At 43.1% G+C, this 17487-nt stretch carries 19 protein-coding genes and 1 tRNA gene; 7 read left to right on the top strand and 13 right to left on the bottom strand.

Annotated elements, in window-relative coordinates:
• Positions 1-66: 66 nt before the first annotated feature.
• Entirely contained in the window at positions 67-423 is a 357-nt protein-coding gene (locus K5R16_RS00530) for a hypothetical protein (RefSeq protein WP_220735595.1), read from the top strand.
• Between the two features lie 158 nt (positions 424-581).
• On the opposite strand, the gene K5R16_RS00525 is transcribed toward K5R16_RS00530, so the two are convergent.
• Positions 582-1262, bottom strand: a complete 681-nt coding sequence (locus K5R16_RS00525; RefSeq protein WP_308440775.1) for a DsbA family protein — start codon at positions 1260-1262, stop codon at positions 582-584.
• A 252-nt stretch (positions 1263-1514) separates the two neighbouring features.
• Here K5R16_RS00525 and K5R16_RS00520 point away from each other — a divergent pair, with 252 nt between their 5' ends.
• Both K5R16_RS00520 and K5R16_RS00515 read left to right on the top strand, forming a co-directional pair.
• A complete protein-coding gene (locus K5R16_RS00520; protein WP_220735594.1) occupies positions 1515-1949 on the top strand; it encodes a DUF3859 domain-containing protein in 435 nt (144 codons plus the stop codon).
• A gap of 85 nt (positions 1950-2034) precedes the next feature.
• On the top strand, positions 2035-2904 hold the full coding sequence (locus K5R16_RS00515) for a GyrI-like domain-containing protein (protein WP_220735593.1): 870 nt from the start codon (positions 2035-2037) through the stop codon (positions 2902-2904).
• Between the two features lie 401 nt (positions 2905-3305).
• On the opposite strand, the gene K5R16_RS00510 is transcribed toward K5R16_RS00515, so the two are convergent.
• Positions 3306-3396: transfer RNA gene (locus K5R16_RS00510), tRNA-Ser, on the bottom strand.
• Positions 3397-3681: 285 nt separating this feature from the next.
• On the opposite strand from K5R16_RS00510, the gene lepB reads away from it, so the two are divergent.
• Both lepB and K5R16_RS00500 read left to right on the top strand, forming a co-directional pair.
• Complete coding sequence (gene lepB, locus K5R16_RS00505; RefSeq protein ID WP_220735592.1) at positions 3682-4350, top strand: signal peptidase I; 669 nt, start codon at positions 3682-3684, stop codon at positions 4348-4350.
• A gap of 167 nt (positions 4351-4517) precedes the next feature.
• Positions 4518-5027: a TlpA disulfide reductase family protein gene (locus K5R16_RS00500; protein WP_220735591.1), complete on the top strand. Its 510-nt coding sequence runs from the start codon at positions 4518-4520 to the stop codon at positions 5025-5027.
• Between the two features lie 139 nt (positions 5028-5166).
• Here the strand turns inward: K5R16_RS00500 and K5R16_RS00495 are convergent, their stop codons facing one another.
• A complete protein-coding gene (locus K5R16_RS00495) occupies positions 5167-5757 on the bottom strand; it encodes a hypothetical protein (protein WP_220735590.1) in 591 nt (196 codons plus the stop codon).
• Positions 5758-5811: 54 nt separating this feature from the next.
• Positions 5812-6309, bottom strand: a complete 498-nt coding sequence (locus K5R16_RS00490) for a hypothetical protein (protein WP_220735589.1) — start codon at positions 6307-6309, stop codon at positions 5812-5814.
• 235 nt (positions 6310-6544) lie between these two features.
• On the opposite strand from K5R16_RS00490, the gene ubiD reads away from it, so the two are divergent.
• Positions 6545-8026, top strand: coding sequence for a 4-hydroxy-3-polyprenylbenzoate decarboxylase (ubiD, locus tag K5R16_RS00485; protein WP_220735588.1), 1482 nt, complete (start codon positions 6545-6547; stop codon positions 8024-8026).
• A 73-nt stretch (positions 8027-8099) separates the two neighbouring features.
• Positions 8100-8810, top strand: a complete 711-nt coding sequence (gene fre, locus K5R16_RS00480) for an NAD(P)H-flavin reductase (RefSeq protein WP_220735587.1) — start codon at positions 8100-8102, stop codon at positions 8808-8810.
• Between the two features lie 74 nt (positions 8811-8884).
• On the opposite strand, the gene K5R16_RS00475 is transcribed toward fre, so the two are convergent.
• The 9 genes from K5R16_RS00475 to K5R16_RS00435 form a co-directional block, all read right to left on the bottom strand.
• Positions 8885-10162 carry a winged helix-turn-helix domain-containing protein gene (locus tag K5R16_RS00475; RefSeq protein WP_220735586.1) on the bottom strand — a complete coding sequence of 426 codons (1278 nt, stop codon included), beginning with the start codon at positions 10160-10162 and terminating at the stop codon, positions 8885-8887.
• A 231-nt stretch (positions 10163-10393) separates the two neighbouring features.
• Positions 10394-11239 (bottom strand): ABC transporter permease, encoded by an 846-nt coding sequence (locus K5R16_RS00470; RefSeq protein WP_220735585.1) that lies wholly within the window; start codon positions 11237-11239, stop codon positions 10394-10396.
• Positions 11236-12228, bottom strand: coding sequence for an ABC transporter ATP-binding protein (locus K5R16_RS00465; RefSeq protein ID WP_220735584.1), 993 nt, complete (start codon positions 12226-12228; stop codon positions 11236-11238). The genes K5R16_RS00470 and K5R16_RS00465 overlap by 4 nt, the downstream gene beginning before the upstream one ends.
• Positions 12218-13549 (bottom strand): nitrous oxide reductase family maturation protein NosD, encoded by a 1332-nt coding sequence (gene nosD, locus K5R16_RS00460; protein WP_220735583.1) that lies wholly within the window; start codon positions 13547-13549, stop codon positions 12218-12220. Before nosD ends, K5R16_RS00465 begins: the two co-directional genes overlap by 11 nt.
• A 20-nt stretch (positions 13550-13569) precedes the next feature.
• On the bottom strand, positions 13570-14055 hold the full coding sequence (locus tag K5R16_RS00455) for a nitrous oxide reductase accessory protein NosL (RefSeq protein WP_220735582.1): 486 nt from the start codon (positions 14053-14055) through the stop codon (positions 13570-13572).
• Between the two features lie 124 nt (positions 14056-14179).
• Entirely contained in the window at positions 14180-15127 is a 948-nt protein-coding gene (nrfD, locus tag K5R16_RS00450; protein WP_220735581.1) for an NrfD/PsrC family molybdoenzyme membrane anchor subunit, read from the bottom strand.
• 2 nt (positions 15128-15129) lie between these two features.
• A complete protein-coding gene (locus tag K5R16_RS00445; RefSeq protein ID WP_220735580.1) occupies positions 15130-15834 on the bottom strand; it encodes a 4Fe-4S dicluster domain-containing protein in 705 nt (234 codons plus the stop codon).
• Positions 15835-15887: 53 nt separating this feature from the next.
• Positions 15888-16604: a nitrite reductase gene (locus tag K5R16_RS00440; RefSeq protein WP_220735579.1), complete on the bottom strand. Its 717-nt coding sequence runs from the start codon at positions 16602-16604 to the stop codon at positions 15888-15890.
• A 42-nt stretch (positions 16605-16646) separates the two neighbouring features.
• Positions 16647-17438 (bottom strand): FKBP-type peptidyl-prolyl cis-trans isomerase, encoded by a 792-nt coding sequence (locus K5R16_RS00435; protein WP_220735578.1) that lies wholly within the window; start codon positions 17436-17438, stop codon positions 16647-16649.
• Positions 17439-17487: the final 49 nt, after the last annotated feature.

The following is a 17487-nucleotide window of genomic DNA, read 5'->3' as shown; positions in this document are numbered from 1 at the left end:
AGTGCTGAGGTAAAAGCTCAATGGTTTTCTATAATCAAACTATGTTGGTATTCATTTAGGAGCTTTATGCGAAACGCCCTTATATTCTCTCTGTTTACAGCGCTATGTTTGTTTATCGGTTATCACGCCTACTTTTTTATTATGCCCAGCGTCAAAATCAACAACCAATCAGGGCAACTCCTCACCCGTGTAGAAGTCACTCTCCCCAGTAATAAGCTAGTATTCGACAATATTGAGCCATCACAAACTATGCGCATTCATCACAGCACAGAGCAAGCTGATGGCGAATACACTTACCAAGTGAGATTATCATCAGGTAAACAGATCAATGGCCACTGTGGATATGTGACTCATGGCCAATATATGAAAGTGTTAACGCTTACGATTAACAATGATCATGCAGTAAACTGCATTGAACAATAATGGTTAAGCACTCTAATGACTAAGAAATCACACAAACACCATTTACATTACCATCAAAAATCAATCAAAAAAATCACCCAATTAATAGTAGATATTAGTTAATATATAAATTATTGAATAATTCTTATTTAAAATAAATATACGCTACTTAATTAAGTTTAAACAGCCACCTCTAGCATCAATTTTTCGATCTGGTTAAAGCTAGTTTGCGCATTTTTATAATCTAATTCGATTAATATTAAATCACCATTTAATGCCATCACTAAAGAGGGAAAACCCTGAATCGGTAGCCTTCTCGTTTTACCGATCTCTTGCAACAAGCGACTTTGAGTCGATTCACTATTAAGTGCAATAGCAAACGCTTCGCTATCCATCCCCAACTCAGTTGCAATGCCTACCAATGTAGCATCATCAGATGGATTCTTTGCCTCAAGATAATAAGCTTGCTGCACGGCATGATAAAACGGCTGCTCAAGCCCAGCGTCTCTTGCCAGTAAGACTCCTCGACAAGCAGGATATGTCGCCCGCCGAGGCTGACACTTCACCCAAAAATCAAAATTAAAATTAGTCCCTAATTGTTGAGATATTTGCCGCCATGTTTTTTGTAAAAAATCTTCCATCTCTTCGGGCATCGGCTCGTTAGTATCAGCAGCTAGCCCGCCCAAACGGTACTCAATCGATAATTGAGGAAACTGTTGCTTGAGTTGTTCTTCTAAAAAAGACCATGTTGGTTTATATCCCCAGCACCAGCTGCACATAGGGTCATAAACATAAAATAGCGTAGCAAGATTCATATAGTCGACTTTGTCCCGATTGAATTTATTATTGGTCTTATGCACGAAAGTCTAACGCCTCCGTAATCACAGCACAGATCTTGCCCAGTACCACACCACTAAGCATCATAAAAAGACTGCTCCCTGCACAAAAAACCCATTCAGATTACCTTGATCACTAAGAATGTCCACCCAAACAGCATTTTCTACTGTATAGAAATCTTCAGGTTCAACTTAAAGCTAATATAATATGCTTACTGGAAACAATTTAAGTATCCTAGTTATTTCTCTAACTCATAACATAAAGATCTGTAATCTGTGTCTAAACTCAAACCTGACGTCACAATCATTCGTAGCGGTATATTCACCCAATGGGATGAAGATAACGATGACTTGCCTAAACTCACTAAGGCTACAGTACACGTACCCGCAGAAATTGATATTGAATTTGGTTTTATCGCTCAAATAAGAAAGGCTAAGAACCAAGTACTACGCTACTGCATTTATCACCCCGACATCCCTGATGAAAATGGCGATGTTCGTCCGCCATTTGACGGTGAAGTCTACGTCAAATCCAACGATTGGAAGTTCTATATAGGTGATACCATTTGGGCACCGGAGCATAACAAAGTCGGTAAATGGCGAATGACACTTGAGCTGAAGGGTAAGGTCATTGCAGAGAAAACCTTTAAAGTTCATATGAATGAAGAAGACGACAAAATCGGCGCATTCTGGAAACGCCGTGGGTTTTAGTCAGTATATTTTCTAACAGCAATTTGAGTCAGGTAACCTTGCCTGGGCACTGCAATAATAGCTTCGCACTTGAGGAGAGATTGAATTGAGCCCATTAGAAAAGCAGCACTATTCAGCAAAAATAGTCGCGGTTTGCGACTATATAGCCCTGCACTTAGATGACAAACTGGATGTAGAGCAGCTGAGCCAAATAGCTCAATTTTCAAAGTACCACTTTCATCGACAGTTTCAGGTATACACCGGCTTAAACGTTGGAAAATATATATCGATGATGCGCCTGAAACGCGCATCATACCGATTAGTTTTTCATACTACAGAGTCGATAACGGATATCGCTTTCGATGCTAGCTTTGAAAATTCAGAATCTTTCTCCCGAGCATTTAAAAAAACCTTTAAACAAACGCCGTCTCAATTTCGACTCACTCCTAATTGGCAACAATGGAGCAGCGAGTATGACAAGGTACAGCTAACGAGGAATGACTCTGTGAAAGTAGAATTGACAACACGAACAGCCACCATGGTCGCCGTCTTTGAACACCATGGCGCGCCCAGCAACTTAAATAATTCGATCCAAAAATTTATTACTTGGCGCAAAGCTAGTCAAGAGTCTCCAATTGCTTCAAGTGAGACTATTGGCATCCCTTATAACGACCCCAATAGTGTGCCAGCAGAACAATTTCACTTTGATATCTGTGGTTCAGTTGCTAGAGAGGTGCAAGCTAATGCTGAAGGCGTTATTACTAAGACCATTCCAGGTGGTCGCTTCGCTAAGATCCGCCACTTAGGCTCTCATCAACAGATGGACGACAAGATCTATCAGTTCTATCGTGAATGGTTGCCTGCGAGTGGTGAAACCCTCAACGATTTCCCACTGTTCTTTCACTACATCAATTTATTCCCTGAAGTTGCAGAAAGTGAACTTATCACCGATATCTACTTCGCACTGAAACCATAACCGTTACAGTCAATAAAGTACCTGAGGCTAACAAATTCACATTCGCAAGGTTCACAGAGTGCTGACTTTAAATAATAGCAACCCTAGGGTTCTATCCAGCATACACATACTAAAATCGCAGAAAGCAAAAAGCCCGCTACCTTTCGACATCCGGCTTTTCTTAATCTGGCGGAGAGATTGCTGACTTTAAACAATAGGAACCCTCAGGGTTCTTTCCAGCATATCAAACTCAAAATTTAGATAGCAAAAAGCCCGATATCTTTCGATATCCGGCTTTTCTTAATCTGACGGAGAGATAGCTGACTTTAAACAATAGGAACCCTCAGGGTTCTATCCAGCATATTAAACTTAAAATTTAAATAGCAAAAAGCCCGCTAAAAAATAGCGGGCTTTTCTTAATGTGGCGGAGAGATAGGGATTTGAACCCTAGATGGGCTACAAACCCATGCCGGTTTTCAAGACCGGTGCATTCGACCACTCTGCCATCTCTCCGAACGCCGTGAATAATAGGGATATCGGGGTTAAATGTAAAGCCTATATTTGCTTAACTGAGCAACAAATAGACCAATAATGGTTTTTTTTTCAATAAAGCGGTTTTATAGCTGCAAAATTCTACTTTTTCTTAATATGAATCCCTGTTAGTACTGAGTCATCATTCTCTATGCAACTAAAAATTCATATTTGCTTACCTTTAGGTTTCGCTTAAATACGAACCTTAATGAGATCTCATAGTCTGAAAAAAGGAACTAAAGCCCTATTCAATAAAGGAACTATTGTATGAGAAAATTATTAAAGCTGCTTAAACAGAATCACTCTCTGATTTTGTTTGTTTCATTAATGCTAGTTTTTAGAAGCGCTGTCGCCGATTGGAATAGCGTACCAACGGGCTCAATGAAACCTACGATTGTTGAAGGTGACCGTTTGTTGGTTAATAAAATGGCTTACGATCTCAGAGTTCCATTTACTCATATTTCTATCGCTAAACTTGCTGATCCACAGCGGGGAGATATCGTTGTCTTTGATTCAAAAGCCAGTAACAAGAAGTTAGTAAAAAGAGTGATTGGTTTGCCCAATGACTCTATTTCAATGCGAGACAATGTGTTATCTATCAATGATGAAACAATCGCCTATAGCGGCACAGGTTTACCTAATGCTGATGGTTCTGAAATGCGAACCGAACACCTTTTGGGTATCAATCATCAAGTGAAGGTGGCAGGAATAGCAGGCCAAGGTGTTATTAGCCGTCAATCAAGCTTTGGTCCAATAACTGTGCCCGAGGGCCATTACTTAGTTTTGGGTGATAATCGCGATCACAGTAGCGATTCAAGGATGATAGGTTTTGTGCCTCGAGCTGAAATTGTCGGCCGCTCAAGCAGCGTAGTGTTCTCCGCAAACTATGATAATTACTACTTGCCGAGGCAGGAGCGTTTTTTCCATTCACTTTAACGTCCAACTATAACTCTATTTACGACTCGGAGACATTTACACCATGATCTCCGAGGTTTACTTGCCACCTTGATGATAGCCGTACTTTAATTCACAAGCTGATTGCCATTATACAATCACTCTAAGCTTTGCTACTTTAGGTCGACTTACAAACACATGGATGCCCTATGAGAGCTTTTACACTTATCTTCAGTAGCTTACTTTTATTAATCACTTCCGGCTGTGCAACGAATTCAGGCCACGGTACCGACCAAGATAAGCCTGAATACCTCACCTATGTAAAGCCGGGGGATAAAGCGCCTGTTACTCAATTTGTTGATACTCAGGGAAACAGTATCGATCTAAGCAAATCAAGAAATAACAAATTACTGATCTTATTCGCCACTTGGTGTCATGATTCACAGCGCACCATGAAACACCTCACTGCATCAGATCTGTATTTGAGTCCTAACGTCGATATTATTGGGATTGGCAGAGAAGAGAATAAACCAGCATTAGATAAGTTTGCCAAAGAGTACGAGCTAAACTTTGCACTTGTCGCTGATGCAGACAGAAGCATCTACAATCAATTTGCCAATACTGGTATACCTAGGCTTATCTTGCTAGATGCTGACAATAATGTGGTTAAAACGATTATTGGTGAAACAGAAAATGCCATAACTGAAGTCGTTTGGTAAGTCGATAGTTTTGCCATAATAAAGGTCGCATAACCAATGCGGTCCAATCTGCTCAAATAACCCAACGCACTACGTATTAATACGAAGTATATTCTGCTACACCACTAATCGAAACTAACAGCAATAATACGAATTAAGCTTAGCTAGCGATCTCATTGACTCCTCCCTGACATACTTGCAGTGTTGAGGGGGTTAAACCATGTAGATGTTCGATAAGCTTAAAACAGAGTTCGATATATTGTACCGCTTGCGCCTTATCCACTTCATAGCCAACTGCATGGGCTACTTTATTGCGCAGTTGTCTTAACTCACTAAATAGCTTTCCCTGTTTAGTGCTGATGAGTTGCTCGGAGATCAATATATTCTCGATATGTTTATAGCGAGTATTTTTATCTAAGCTGATATTGCTGCAGTGGGAGTGAATCAATTTTTCAGCCGCCAAATCAACCAATTCCCAAGCTTCAATTATCGCTGAATTAGGCAGTTGACTCGCCGACATGATGAGTACATTTCGTTTATCAATTTTAAGCTCAGGAAATATCCCTTCAGCTTCTTGAGTTACTGCCTTAAGTTCTTGACCAAACTCAAGTTCTAAATCTTTAAACTTTAACTTCTTCGCCATTGGAATAAGTTTAGATAGCGGCCGCTTAAGGCTAACAACCGCAAATATCAGTACCAGTGGCCAAGCCAACTTGTCAATTAGCTCAATAGTAAATTGCATCCAGCTCATTCTTATTTCTTCCCTGTTATTTATACTTCATTGCTACTAGCAATTGCCAAAAATTCAATCAACCTTATTGTAGGTTCTAGTGTTCCAGTCAAACTGGTACTCTACCCCTTGCCACTCGTAAACAGTGTGACCATCTTTTTGGATAACTCGGGCATTTTCAGGCAAATGCGTTAAGCCAGTTGCATAGCTCACACTGGTGGTGACTCTTTCAGGCGGTGCGACAACTTTAGGTTCAGCGCGGCGATAACTGGGCTGCTGGTATCGATAAGGGTAAAGATGTCGATTGCCTGCATAGCCCCAACGAGAGCCATAATATCCCCAACCAGGACGATAATGGCGGCCCCTATAAGGATACGAGTACCAACCGTTAGACACGCCGACATTCCAGCGCCAAGGATCATTGAAACCTGAATTCCAGCCGCTGCCCCAACCAACACCAACACTCACGTTACTGACAACCAAAAGTGATGATGGCATAGACAGCTGCGCCAATGCAGAGCTCGAAAATAGCAGTATGAGCGCCGTTGCTAAGCGAAAACCAAAATTCGTCATAATGATACCCCTATACGCCAACATTACATTAGCGAAACATAAAGCATTGACTTATTTTACGCCTAAATAGCCCTAACGCCAATCTCATTTAACAGCGGATTTACCGAGGAAATAGCTGATATATTCGCTGCTGTTTTTCCAGCATACTCTCCATTGCTGAACAGGCGTTTAACGGCCACGTTAATAATGCTATAGTGCGCGCCATATCACAGTTTATAGCGATGAGAATTCCCCTATGAGTTTTAAGGATTTGCGCAGTTTTATAGAGCACCTAGAAAGCAATGGTGAGCTTAAGCGTATTAGTCATCCCGTCGACCCTCATTTGGAAATGACAGAGATAGCCGATCGCGTGTTGCGCTCAAAAGGCCCTGCTCTGTTGTTTGAAAACCCTGTTGGCAATGACATGCCAGTATTGGCGAATCTATTTGGTACGCCAAAACGCGTTGCTATGGCGCTCGGCAAAGAAGATCCTCTTGCCCTACGCGATGTCGGTGAGCTACTTGCGTTCCTTAAAGAGCCTGAGCCACCACGTGGCTTTAAAGATGCGATCTCAAAGATCCCCATGTTTAAGCAAGCGCTCAACATGCCGCCTAAAACTGTGCGTAATCCTCCATGCCAAGAAGTGATAAAAACGGCGGAAGAGGTCGACCTCACTAAACTGCCGATCCAGCATTGCTGGCCAGGTGACGTTGCACCATTAGTGACATGGGGACTCACCATCACTAAAGGCCCACGTCAAAAACGTCAAAATCTCGGGATCTACCGTCAGCAGCTGCTCGGTAAAGATAAGCTGATTATGCGCTGGCTCGACCATCGCGGCGGCGCATTAGACTTTAAAGATTTCAAAGAGAAACACCCAGGTGAACGCTACCCAGTGGTCGTCGCTCTAGGTGCAGACCCAGTCACCATATTAGGTGCGGTAACGCCAGTGCCAGACTCTATGAGTGAGTATGCCTTTGCCGGCCTTTTGCGTGGTGAACGCACCGAGGTATGCAAGGCGATAAGCTGTGATTTAGAGGTGCCTGCCACCAGCGAAATCATCTTGGAAGGCTATATCGACCCGCAAGAGATGGCAGAAGAGGGTCCTTACGGTGACCATACTGGTTACTACAATGAAACCGACTCCTTCCCTGTATTTACTGTGACCCATATTACCCATCGAAAAGATGCGATATACCACAGCACCTACACCGGCCGTCCACCTGATGAGCCAGCGATGTTAGGCGTGGCACTCAATGAAGTGTTTGTCCCAATCCTGCGTAAACAGTACCCAGAGATCATCGATTTCTATCTACCGCCAGAAGGCTGTTCATACCGTATGGCGGTGATCTCAATTCGCAAGCAATATCCCGGTCACGCTAAGCGAGTGATGATGGGAGCGTGGTCGTTCTTACGCCAGTTTATGTACACCAAGTTTATTGTTGTCGTCGACGAAGACGTCAACTGCCGAGATTGGAACGATGTCATCTGGGCCATTACCACCAGAATGGATCCGAAGCGTGACACGGTAATGATCGAAAATACACCAATTGACTATCTCGACTTTGCATCACCTGTTGCTGGGTTAGGCTCAAAAATGGGAATGGATGCCACGAATAAGTGGGAAGGTGAAACCGATCGCGAATGGGGTACTCCTATCGTTATGGATGAAGCCGTTAAACAAAAAGTCGATGAGATCTGGAGCGATCTAGGAATAGATGACGCGCCAACCCTATAACGTACTATTGCCTAAGCAATGTGCAAAAATATGTTGAATAAGCTTCCAAAGAGAAGCTCATCAAGGAATCAAGATGAACACCATTAGCTGTACAATTGAAAAAGTCGCACCGTTTAATGATGCGGTATTTCAGGTTATTTTAAAGCCTAGCGTAGCCTTTGACTTTAAGGCTGGACAATACCTTTGCGTCGTCATGGGTGAGAAAGACAAACGCCCATTTTCTATCGCATCAGCGCCTGATAGCCAAGCTATTGAGCTACACATAGGCGCCGCAGTTAGCGAGAGCTACCCTATGCAAGTGGTTGAGCGTCTTAAAGATTGCTTAGCCAATAACGGTACAATCGATATTGAAGTACCAGGCGGCGATGCCCACCTACGCCATGACAGTGTGCGTCCACGCCTGCTTATTGCTGGCGGTACAGGCTTCTCGTACATCAAAAGTATTGTTGAACACCAAATCGCACTCGAGCAGACCGTTGAAACGACTCTTTATTGGGGTTGCCGCACAACTGACGCTATGTACTACCAAGACATTGCTCGTGAGTGGCATGACGCTCACCCTTGGTTACACTTTGTGCCAGTTGTGGAAGAGGCGCCTGCTGACTGGAACGGCAAACAAGCAAACTTGCTTGAACAGATTAAAGCTGATTTCGTTAGCCTAAATGGTTATGACATCTATATTGCAGGCCGTTTCGATATGGTTGGTGCAGCAAGAGAAGTGTTCCGCAGTATTGGCGTTGAAGAAGATCACCTTTACGGCGATGCATTTGCTTTTATAAAGTAAGCGCTTGTTGCTGTATAAAAAGGGCGCTGATATAGATTATCAGCGCCCTTTTTATTTCTGTATTCTTTAAATGGCTAAATTCTTACTTGATCATACTTATACCAAGCCACGATACTGCCAAGAACAGGTGTAATCCAAACTGCACTTTTCTCATCAGTATAAACTCGATAAAAATACAGCTCTTCATCGGTAATATCATGCTTTCTAATCGCTCTATAAAAGTGCATTGCCGACGGGCTTACAGTCTCAGGTTTAATAAACTCTTTTTGGCTTAACTTAACTTGGAACACATCAACTGCAATGCCGCTTATTTTCTGCTGGTACTGCTTAAACGTACCACGGACTTTGTATTTAATTGGCGTGGTTAAACAGTCTTCGTCGGTAATACAAGTTGCCGAATAAAATTGGCCACTATCTTCCCCTTCATAGATCAAAGACAGACTCAGATCTGCGCGGACTAAGAGTTCACCAGCCACAGGAAAATACACATCAGCATGGTAATGATGCTCAGTGATATCACCGTCATTACTACCGTGTGGAATGATAATTTTGTTGTAACGAATACGCTTCTCAAGTCGCTCTGAAAGCTCAGCAAACTGATTGATGTTTAGCCCTGCGGGGTTAAGATCTATCGCAGCAATATTCATTAACCCAAGACCGGAGCATTGGCCTTTTACAACATTAGGACAAACTGCCATCGAGTAGTTACGCCCATCTGTCGCGCTAAAACCTTCAAAGTCTTTGAAATTATCTAGATGATTACTTTCTGGGGCAAGGTGCTTTTGCCACATGGAGTGGTGTAGATGCTCGACGTCATTCTTATAGAACATAGGTACGATCTCTTTAGTCCCCCCAATGTTCAATGCCATTTTTTTATCAGCATTCCAAAGCCCAGCATTTTTGACCGTTCTGTGATAATCACTGCTATACCAAAATAGTAAAATCAGCAGCAAAAGTACTAATATGCCTGCGACCTTAACCATCATAGAGACATCTATTAATGCCGTTTTTATCGACTCAGCATCATTCACTGCAAGCATCTTTATATGAGAGCGCTCAGAAACATGCAGCTCATAACCTCGACGAGCAACGGTTTTAAGTTGTACTTCGGGGTAGCCTTCCAGTTTTTTACGCAGAGTACTCACACATTGAGTCAAAGATGTGGCAGCAACAACACGATCAGGCCAGCCAGCATCGAGTAATGCTTCTTTGCTACAAACACTATCTGCAATCAATAGTTGATATAACACTGCAGACTCTGAAAACGTCAGGCTAATGATGGTGTTATTGGTACGATCCACCAGGTGTTTAGCCTGCTCATCTAGCTCCAGATAAGGAGTAACTTTTAGCAAGATTAACCTCTTAGAATGTCGTCAATTGAGTAGGCCAATTAAACCGGCACATTACGCTGGATTATAATGATAGAAACAATTTTTAAATGTGACTATAACCTCAATTAGCTCGTCATAGCTAACAGCGGTATGTTGTTGTTCACAAAATGAAAAATAATTAATAACACGCAGAATTAGCACTCACTAATTTTTCACTATCATGCCATAACCAAACTCAATAAAGAAAACAATTTATAACGGTTTACCGCTAAATAATTTTTGGGAAATAAACAATAAACTACTGATCCAGCCCAACATCAATAAATACATCACAGATAAACTTAAATCGATATCAGCAATCATAGATAGTGCAGCGCCCGTGCCTTTGGCATCAACGGCAACTAAGTTCATTGCTCGATAAAGATCTGTAGGGTTCAGCGCAATTAAGATATTAAGCAGCGGCTTATCCATAAACGCGACATCAGAGACCAATACAGTGAGTAGCAATAGGTCATAGATAAGCACTAACAGAAACCAAACGAATAGCAGTCCGGCTACAGCCTTGGCTTTCTCTGTTGCTCGTATACTGACAATATAACCTAACAAAATAAACGTCAGCGCCAGTAAGTTACTACTGATAATAAACTGCATAAACACACTTACCACTTCATCGGTCGCGTATTGCTCACCTAGCATAATCAATAAGATTGCCGTTAAACCAAAAGCACAGCTAGTGGTGATAAACATCACCAAGCAGTGACCTAAAAGTTTGCCCATTAATATCTGACTACGACTGACCGGATATGACAACAGCAACAGTAAAGTTCCCGCCTCCTGCTCACCAACAAAACTATCGTAACTGAGCAGAATTGCCGCTAAGGGAATAATAAATACCGCGGTAGTTGAGAGACTCGACATTAAATTAGCTAACGGAGGCAACGCCAATTCACCGGTGACCGCACTTCCTGCAAAGGTGACTGACAGAGATAGCATCATGAATATGCATCCCATAAATAGTATCCAACGATTTCGTAAACTGTCTCGCAGCTCTTTACTAGCGATAACCCAAACTGGCGATGTTAACTGTATGCTATTCATAATGGACTCTGACTCACCGTTGGGCGAAGGAATTGCTGTAGCGATTGTCGCCAGCTTTTCTGCGTTGTAGCCACTCTGCTTGGCTCAGCTCTATCCGTTTGCTGCAACATACAATGATGGTAAATAGACTCTAAACTCGGTTCGATAACACTAAAGTCGCTGCACTGTTTTTGCTGTACCAAATATTCCACCACAGCGCTGCGCTCAGCACTATCAACCAGTAGCTTTTGTCCTTGGCTAAACGAAGCTAAAAAGCTATCGCGCTGCAGCGTACCAGCAAAATCAGCGAGTTTGATTTGGCTTTTCAATCCACTCGCTTGGCGTAACTCATCGAGGGTTCCACTGCCGACTCTGCGACCTTGAGCCAACAGTAAAGCGCTATCAAGATGCTTCTCGACTATCGACAGTTCGTGGGTACAAACAATCACAGCACAGCCTTGTTGTTTAAGCGAATCTATCTTCTGATAAAGAAACTGCGATGCCTGTGGATCAAGCCCCACTGTTGGCTCATCGAGCAATAAAATATCTGGATGCGATAAAATCGCCTGCGCAACGCCCAAGCGTTGCTTCATCCCTTTTGAGTAGGTTTTTAGTGGTTTTTGCTGCGCATAACCCAGCTCAAACTCTTCAATTAATTGCTTTACTCGGGTGTCATTAATACCTTTTAGTGCGGCGAAATAGCGTAACACCTCAAGACCGGTCAACTTGTCATAAAAGCTGACATCTTCGGGTAAATACCCCAGATTTACACTCGATTGATCACATTCATTGTGCACCGTTAGCTTGCCTGACGTTGGCTTTACCAGCCCCAAAACCAGCTTGATCAGGCTCGATTTCCCTGCGCCATTATGGCCAAGTAAGGCAAGCGTTTGGCCCTGAAAGATATCGATATTGATATCTTGCAATGCTTCGAAATCACCAAAGCGTAAACCAACATGCTCAACCCTTACAACAGGCTTGTGGCTAGCAGAATTAAGGTTAATGTTCATAAGCGAGCTCGCTGGCAGACGCTGTCGACACGACGGCTGGATTAATCTGAATAGGTTGCATCAAAGGGAAATCATCTTTTATGCCCGTAGCGGTAAATACCGTCATTTGCGATTCGACCCAGCGCAATAACGACACCACTGGGCTATTCATCAAAAACTTGGCTTCAGGGTAGCGCCAGAACAATTTGTCCATCGAGTCATTAGGTTGATAACTCTGATCGCCAATGCCATCTTGAGTATGATCCCAGCCCATATAGCTGCTCCAATAGTTACCACGCCCCTGTTGGCTCCACTGCAGCAGTTCGTCGCCAACATACTTCACTTGGGTAAGATTATTGATAAAGTTATTCTCATAGATACGATTCTTCTCTCCACCCATTGCCATCGCAATGCCTATATCACTCAAGGCAAACTCATTACCACGGATTTCATTATCTAACGCGCCATAAATAAACATTGCGCGACCTTGGTTGCCTAAAGCTTCCTGACCTTGAGGATTATGGATATTACGCAATACATTAAACTCAATACGCGCACCGTTAGTGATATTAAGTAACACCCCATACTCAGTGGCACTTTCTGCTCGGTTATGATGTAAATAGACAAATTTAGAGCTCATGATCGCGTAACCACCACTGACATTCTCACTATGATTACCGTAGGCTTCGTCATGTTCGCTATACATGTAATGAATACCGTATTGCTGATGATAAAAGTGGTTATTTGCCACTAAACTGCCTTTGCTAGACTCGATATAAACACCGTCTCTAACATGTTCAATCTGGTTATACTCAATCATTGCTTGCTGCACTCTATCAAGATGAATACCATCCCCTCGATCAAGCACATGCAGCTGGGAGTTGCCGCGAATTTGGTTGTGACGTATTACCAGTTGTTCACTGTGATCTGCACGAACCCCAAAGCCGTCCCCTTGCAGGTTGTTGTGCATTATCTTGATATTGCGGCTTTGCTCCATAACCAAAATACCGGCATCACGTTCATACAGGTCACTGCCCCAGCTCTCAATCCTAAGACCTTCAATCGTGACATCATTAGCACTGACTTTTATTGCACTGCCCAGCCCCTTGGCATCAATAACGGCTCCATGTTCACCGCTAATTGTGAGGGCTTTGGCTATTTCAAAATTTCCCTGATAACGGCCAGCATTTAAAATAATAGTGTCGCCAATACTTGCTTGAGTTAATTGCTGCTGTAAGTCATGACTATTATTTACGGTCCATGTCGCAGCCATCGAGTCGTTGCTTAGCAGTGCGCTTGCAATCAACAGGATTGAAACCGAGACAACCGTTAATTTCGTCATAGCACCTAACCTAAGTCTACTCACTCACCCGCAAGCAACTTGGTATCAATTTGATCATAACTAAGCACGATACCGCCTAACTCTTCGGCAAACTTTAATGCAGCCTCTTTAGTACCAAAGCTTGCCACCGCAGGCCCCATCACCGCTTTTTTACTGCTGCCGTAGACATACCAGGCGGTTTTAGCATCAATAAAAGCACTATCTTGAGGATCCGCCCAATCTGTTTTTGCCATGTCATGTACAAACAATTCAGTTACCTGACGCTTGTTTTCACTTTGCAGCACAAAATTGAACATGTCGCGAGTCGAGCAGAACTTTGGAGTTACCAGCTGACCTTTCAAATGAACTTGCCCTTTAGGACCCGGGTATTTCTTAATCATCATGCCGCACATATGACAGCGGTCATGGTCATGAATAGCAGGCGCTTCTAAAACCATGTTGTCATCGGCACCTTGACTACAAGCAAATAACAAAGGCAGTAGTAGCAAGCACAAAAGTTTTTTCATTAATAACCTCTATTTCTATTTCATAATATCTAGCTAACTTTCGGTACAACACCCAATTGCAACCCTGCAGGGGCGGCGCAATTGGGGTTGACCTACTCGCTATCCGTCAAGCAAACTTTGAACATTAAATGGCAAAGTTTTGTCCCGCATACAAGATGAATAAACGCAAACACATCATGCCTGTCACAGCGCAAACACCTGAAGCGTAAAACGCCTTAGCAGAGTGACTAAACGACTTACTGGTAGCAAAGTTCAGCAGCAGTGGACCTGCAAAACCAACTCCAATCACACCAAGCCAGAACACATTAGCCCACTCACCAGTATGGAACGCCGCAAACGCACTTTGTGCACCCGCATTGCCCGTCATCAGCGAAGTAACAATCATGAAAATGAACATGGCTTCAGCGAACATAATTGGCCATTCAGCACCATGTAACAGCTTCATATCTTGGCTATGCAGATCTTCTTTAAAGAATGACACCGCCAACATTTTTGCCGATGCAGCACCAGCCGAGATCCCAGACGCAATAAATAGCGCCGGTAATACCGAGGTATTTATAATCGGGAAACGAATAAGTGCTGAGATAAGGAAACCTGTATAAGCACACACAGATAACGCCAAAATCAGCACCAACACTTCCATTGGCTTACGCACTGCTTTTAGCTTTTCAATGATTGGCATTAACACTTTAAGTGCAGGAATGGCACGTAGCTCATCTTCCAATGCTAATAGCGCAATGACCGCCGTTAACGGGATATAAGCCGTCAACGCAATCACACCTATCGACATGACTGAATTAAGGTTGTAGTAGACCAGAATTCGCCAGAAAAACAGCGGATTAGTTAAGTCTAAAACCAAACACAGCATGCCTAAGCTGATGGTGACAAAAGAGATAATCGCCGCCGCTTTGTAAAAGGCGGTATTCTCAGTCTGCTTTTTATAGAAACGGATAAATATTGCAGTGGCTAGCGCACCACCAGAAATACCCGCAAAAAACAGATAAACGGCAATTGGCCAAGGCCACGCAATGCCTTGAGATAATCCCATGCTAAAATCAATAGTTCCGTCCATCGCTACACCCCCAGCTTAACAATTGGTATGTATCTCAAGCTCGGCTCCGTTCCAAAGCCAGGCTTAATGCGCACTGAATCTTTAACTCTTAGCAACTTGCTCACATAAGAGGTCGGATCGTTCGCATCACCAAATATCAATGCATCGTATCGGCACTGCTGTACACAAGCAGGAAGCTCACCCTTCACCAGCTTGGTGTTTAAGCAGAAGTCGCAGTTATCAGCAACATCAGTCTCTTTGTTGATGAATCGAGCATCGTATGGGCAAGCGCCAATACAGTACTTACAACCTGCACATTTCGAAGCATCCATAGTCACAATGCCCGTCTTCTCATCACGATGCGCTGCGCCAGTTGGGCAGACAGTGACACAAGGAGCGTTCTTACATTGTTGACACGAAACCCGCACATACTTGCGTTCACAGTCGCAGTTCTTCTTACCACAGTGAGGACAAGTCTCACCTGCTACGCCACCTGACTGCTGCTCCATAATCATCCGTGATTTGCCATCAGGAAGATTATTGGTCACGTTACAAGCGTCCTTACACTCACCACAACCGGTACACTTGTTTTGATCAAACACCATCACATAATGGGGTTTATTTGCATCTGACTCCTCTTTGACTGAACTGCACCCTAAGGGCGCTATTATCAAAGAGCTGGCTCCTAAGCATTTAAGGAACCTCCGTCTCTCTATATTTTCACTCACAGCATCCTCCATCTATCAGCTATCTTGCTGACCTATTTTTTATTGGTGTGACTTTACTCAGATGCAGTCACTGAACGATTAGCTATTTTTTGCTCGGTTTTCAAAATTGCATTATTAATTGAGGCTCGATTAAATCTCTGGCTTTGACTGCGTAACAGCAACTGCCAGTGAGTTATTGCGGTTTCATACTCTTGATTAAGGTATGCATCGGTAGCAATAAGTAACTGAGATTGAAACTCAAATTCGTCAAGCGCTAGTGCTCTGGCCAACACTAATTTGGTTTCGATACTCATCTCTCGATTGTCACGGTAGTACATAGCAGTGGCTTTCATCCCTAATGTGTTAGCGTCATCACCAGTGATGGCGAGTAGGTCATTTAAGGTCGATACAGATTGGGCATATAAGCCGCCCTCTGCGTATGATTGAGCCAAAGTTAATAATGCAATTTCGTTGTTAGGTTGCTCATTTACTTTTCGTGCGTTCTTATTGATATCTGCGGCGATCAGATAATCAATGTTCTCGTCAATTACTCCTTTATCCCACTCACTAAATCGTCCTATTTGGCTGTAAACCATCAAGGGAATGATTAACATCACTAAAGAGATTGCTGCTGGTACCGCTCCGTTAAAAGCTCGTCCTTTAGCAGTCGACGCAGCCTTTTGGCTCGCTAGCGCAGTACGTTTGAGATGATGAGCTTGAAGGTGATGGCCCCAAACACACGCAATAACGCTAACCAGACAAAAACCAATACCAACAGCAAGACTACTCATAGTGACTCTCTAATTTGTTTTAACTTATTGAGTACGTGGCGACTAATGTCCGCTACCGGATCCCATCATGCCACCCATGCCCATACCGCTTAGGCCCATGCCGTGGGCGTTATCACCTGGCGCTTCCACTTTAACCAGTTCAACTTCGAACACTAAGGTGGAGCTAGGTGGAATGATGCCAACCTGCTTTGTGCTATAAGCAAGCTCTGATGGGATAGTGAATTTATAGGTAGAACCTTCATTCATCAGTGGGATCCCTTCCTGCCAACCTTCAATCACACTCATAAGTGCAAAGCGATTTGGTTCATCTCGCTCATAAGAATTGTCAAACTCAGTGCCGTCGATTAAGTAACCTTTGTAGTGCACAGTAACCACGTCTTCAGGGTTAGGTTTACGACCCTCACCTTCTGAAACAACTTGATACTGCAACCCAGAATCGGTCACGATGACACCGTCTTGTTTTTTGTTATTAGCGAGGAAGCTACTGCCTGCGGTCATGTTTTCTAATGCGATGCGCTCATTGGCTGCTTCTTTAGCAGCATTTAATTGCTCTGCGCGTTGATTCAGATAAGTTAAAATCTCTTCATCTGAATATTGTGTTTTGTTTTTGAGGGCATCGACCACCCCTTCAATCACTAACTCAACATCCACTTCGGCACCCAGTTCTGTTTGAGAGTAGATCTGACTAGAAAGGTATTTGCCTAAAGAAGCACCAATACTGTAAGACTCTTTTTGAACCTCAGTATTGAGTGGCGTGTTCGCCATGCTAGTGGCTGAAATAAATAGTGAAAGGCCGGTAATAACAGCTAATGAAGTTTTGCTAATTTTAGTCATTTTAATCATCTCATTTAGGAACATTTTGATTCAGTATATTGATTGCCAA

Origin of the sequence: Shewanella sp. c952, assembly GCF_019654975.1 — a bacterium.
In the GTDB taxonomy this organism is placed as follows: Bacteria; Pseudomonadota; Gammaproteobacteria; order Enterobacterales; family Shewanellaceae; genus Shewanella.
Note: the sequence above shows the minus strand (reverse complement) of the source record. Positions and strands in the feature narration are given on the sequence as shown.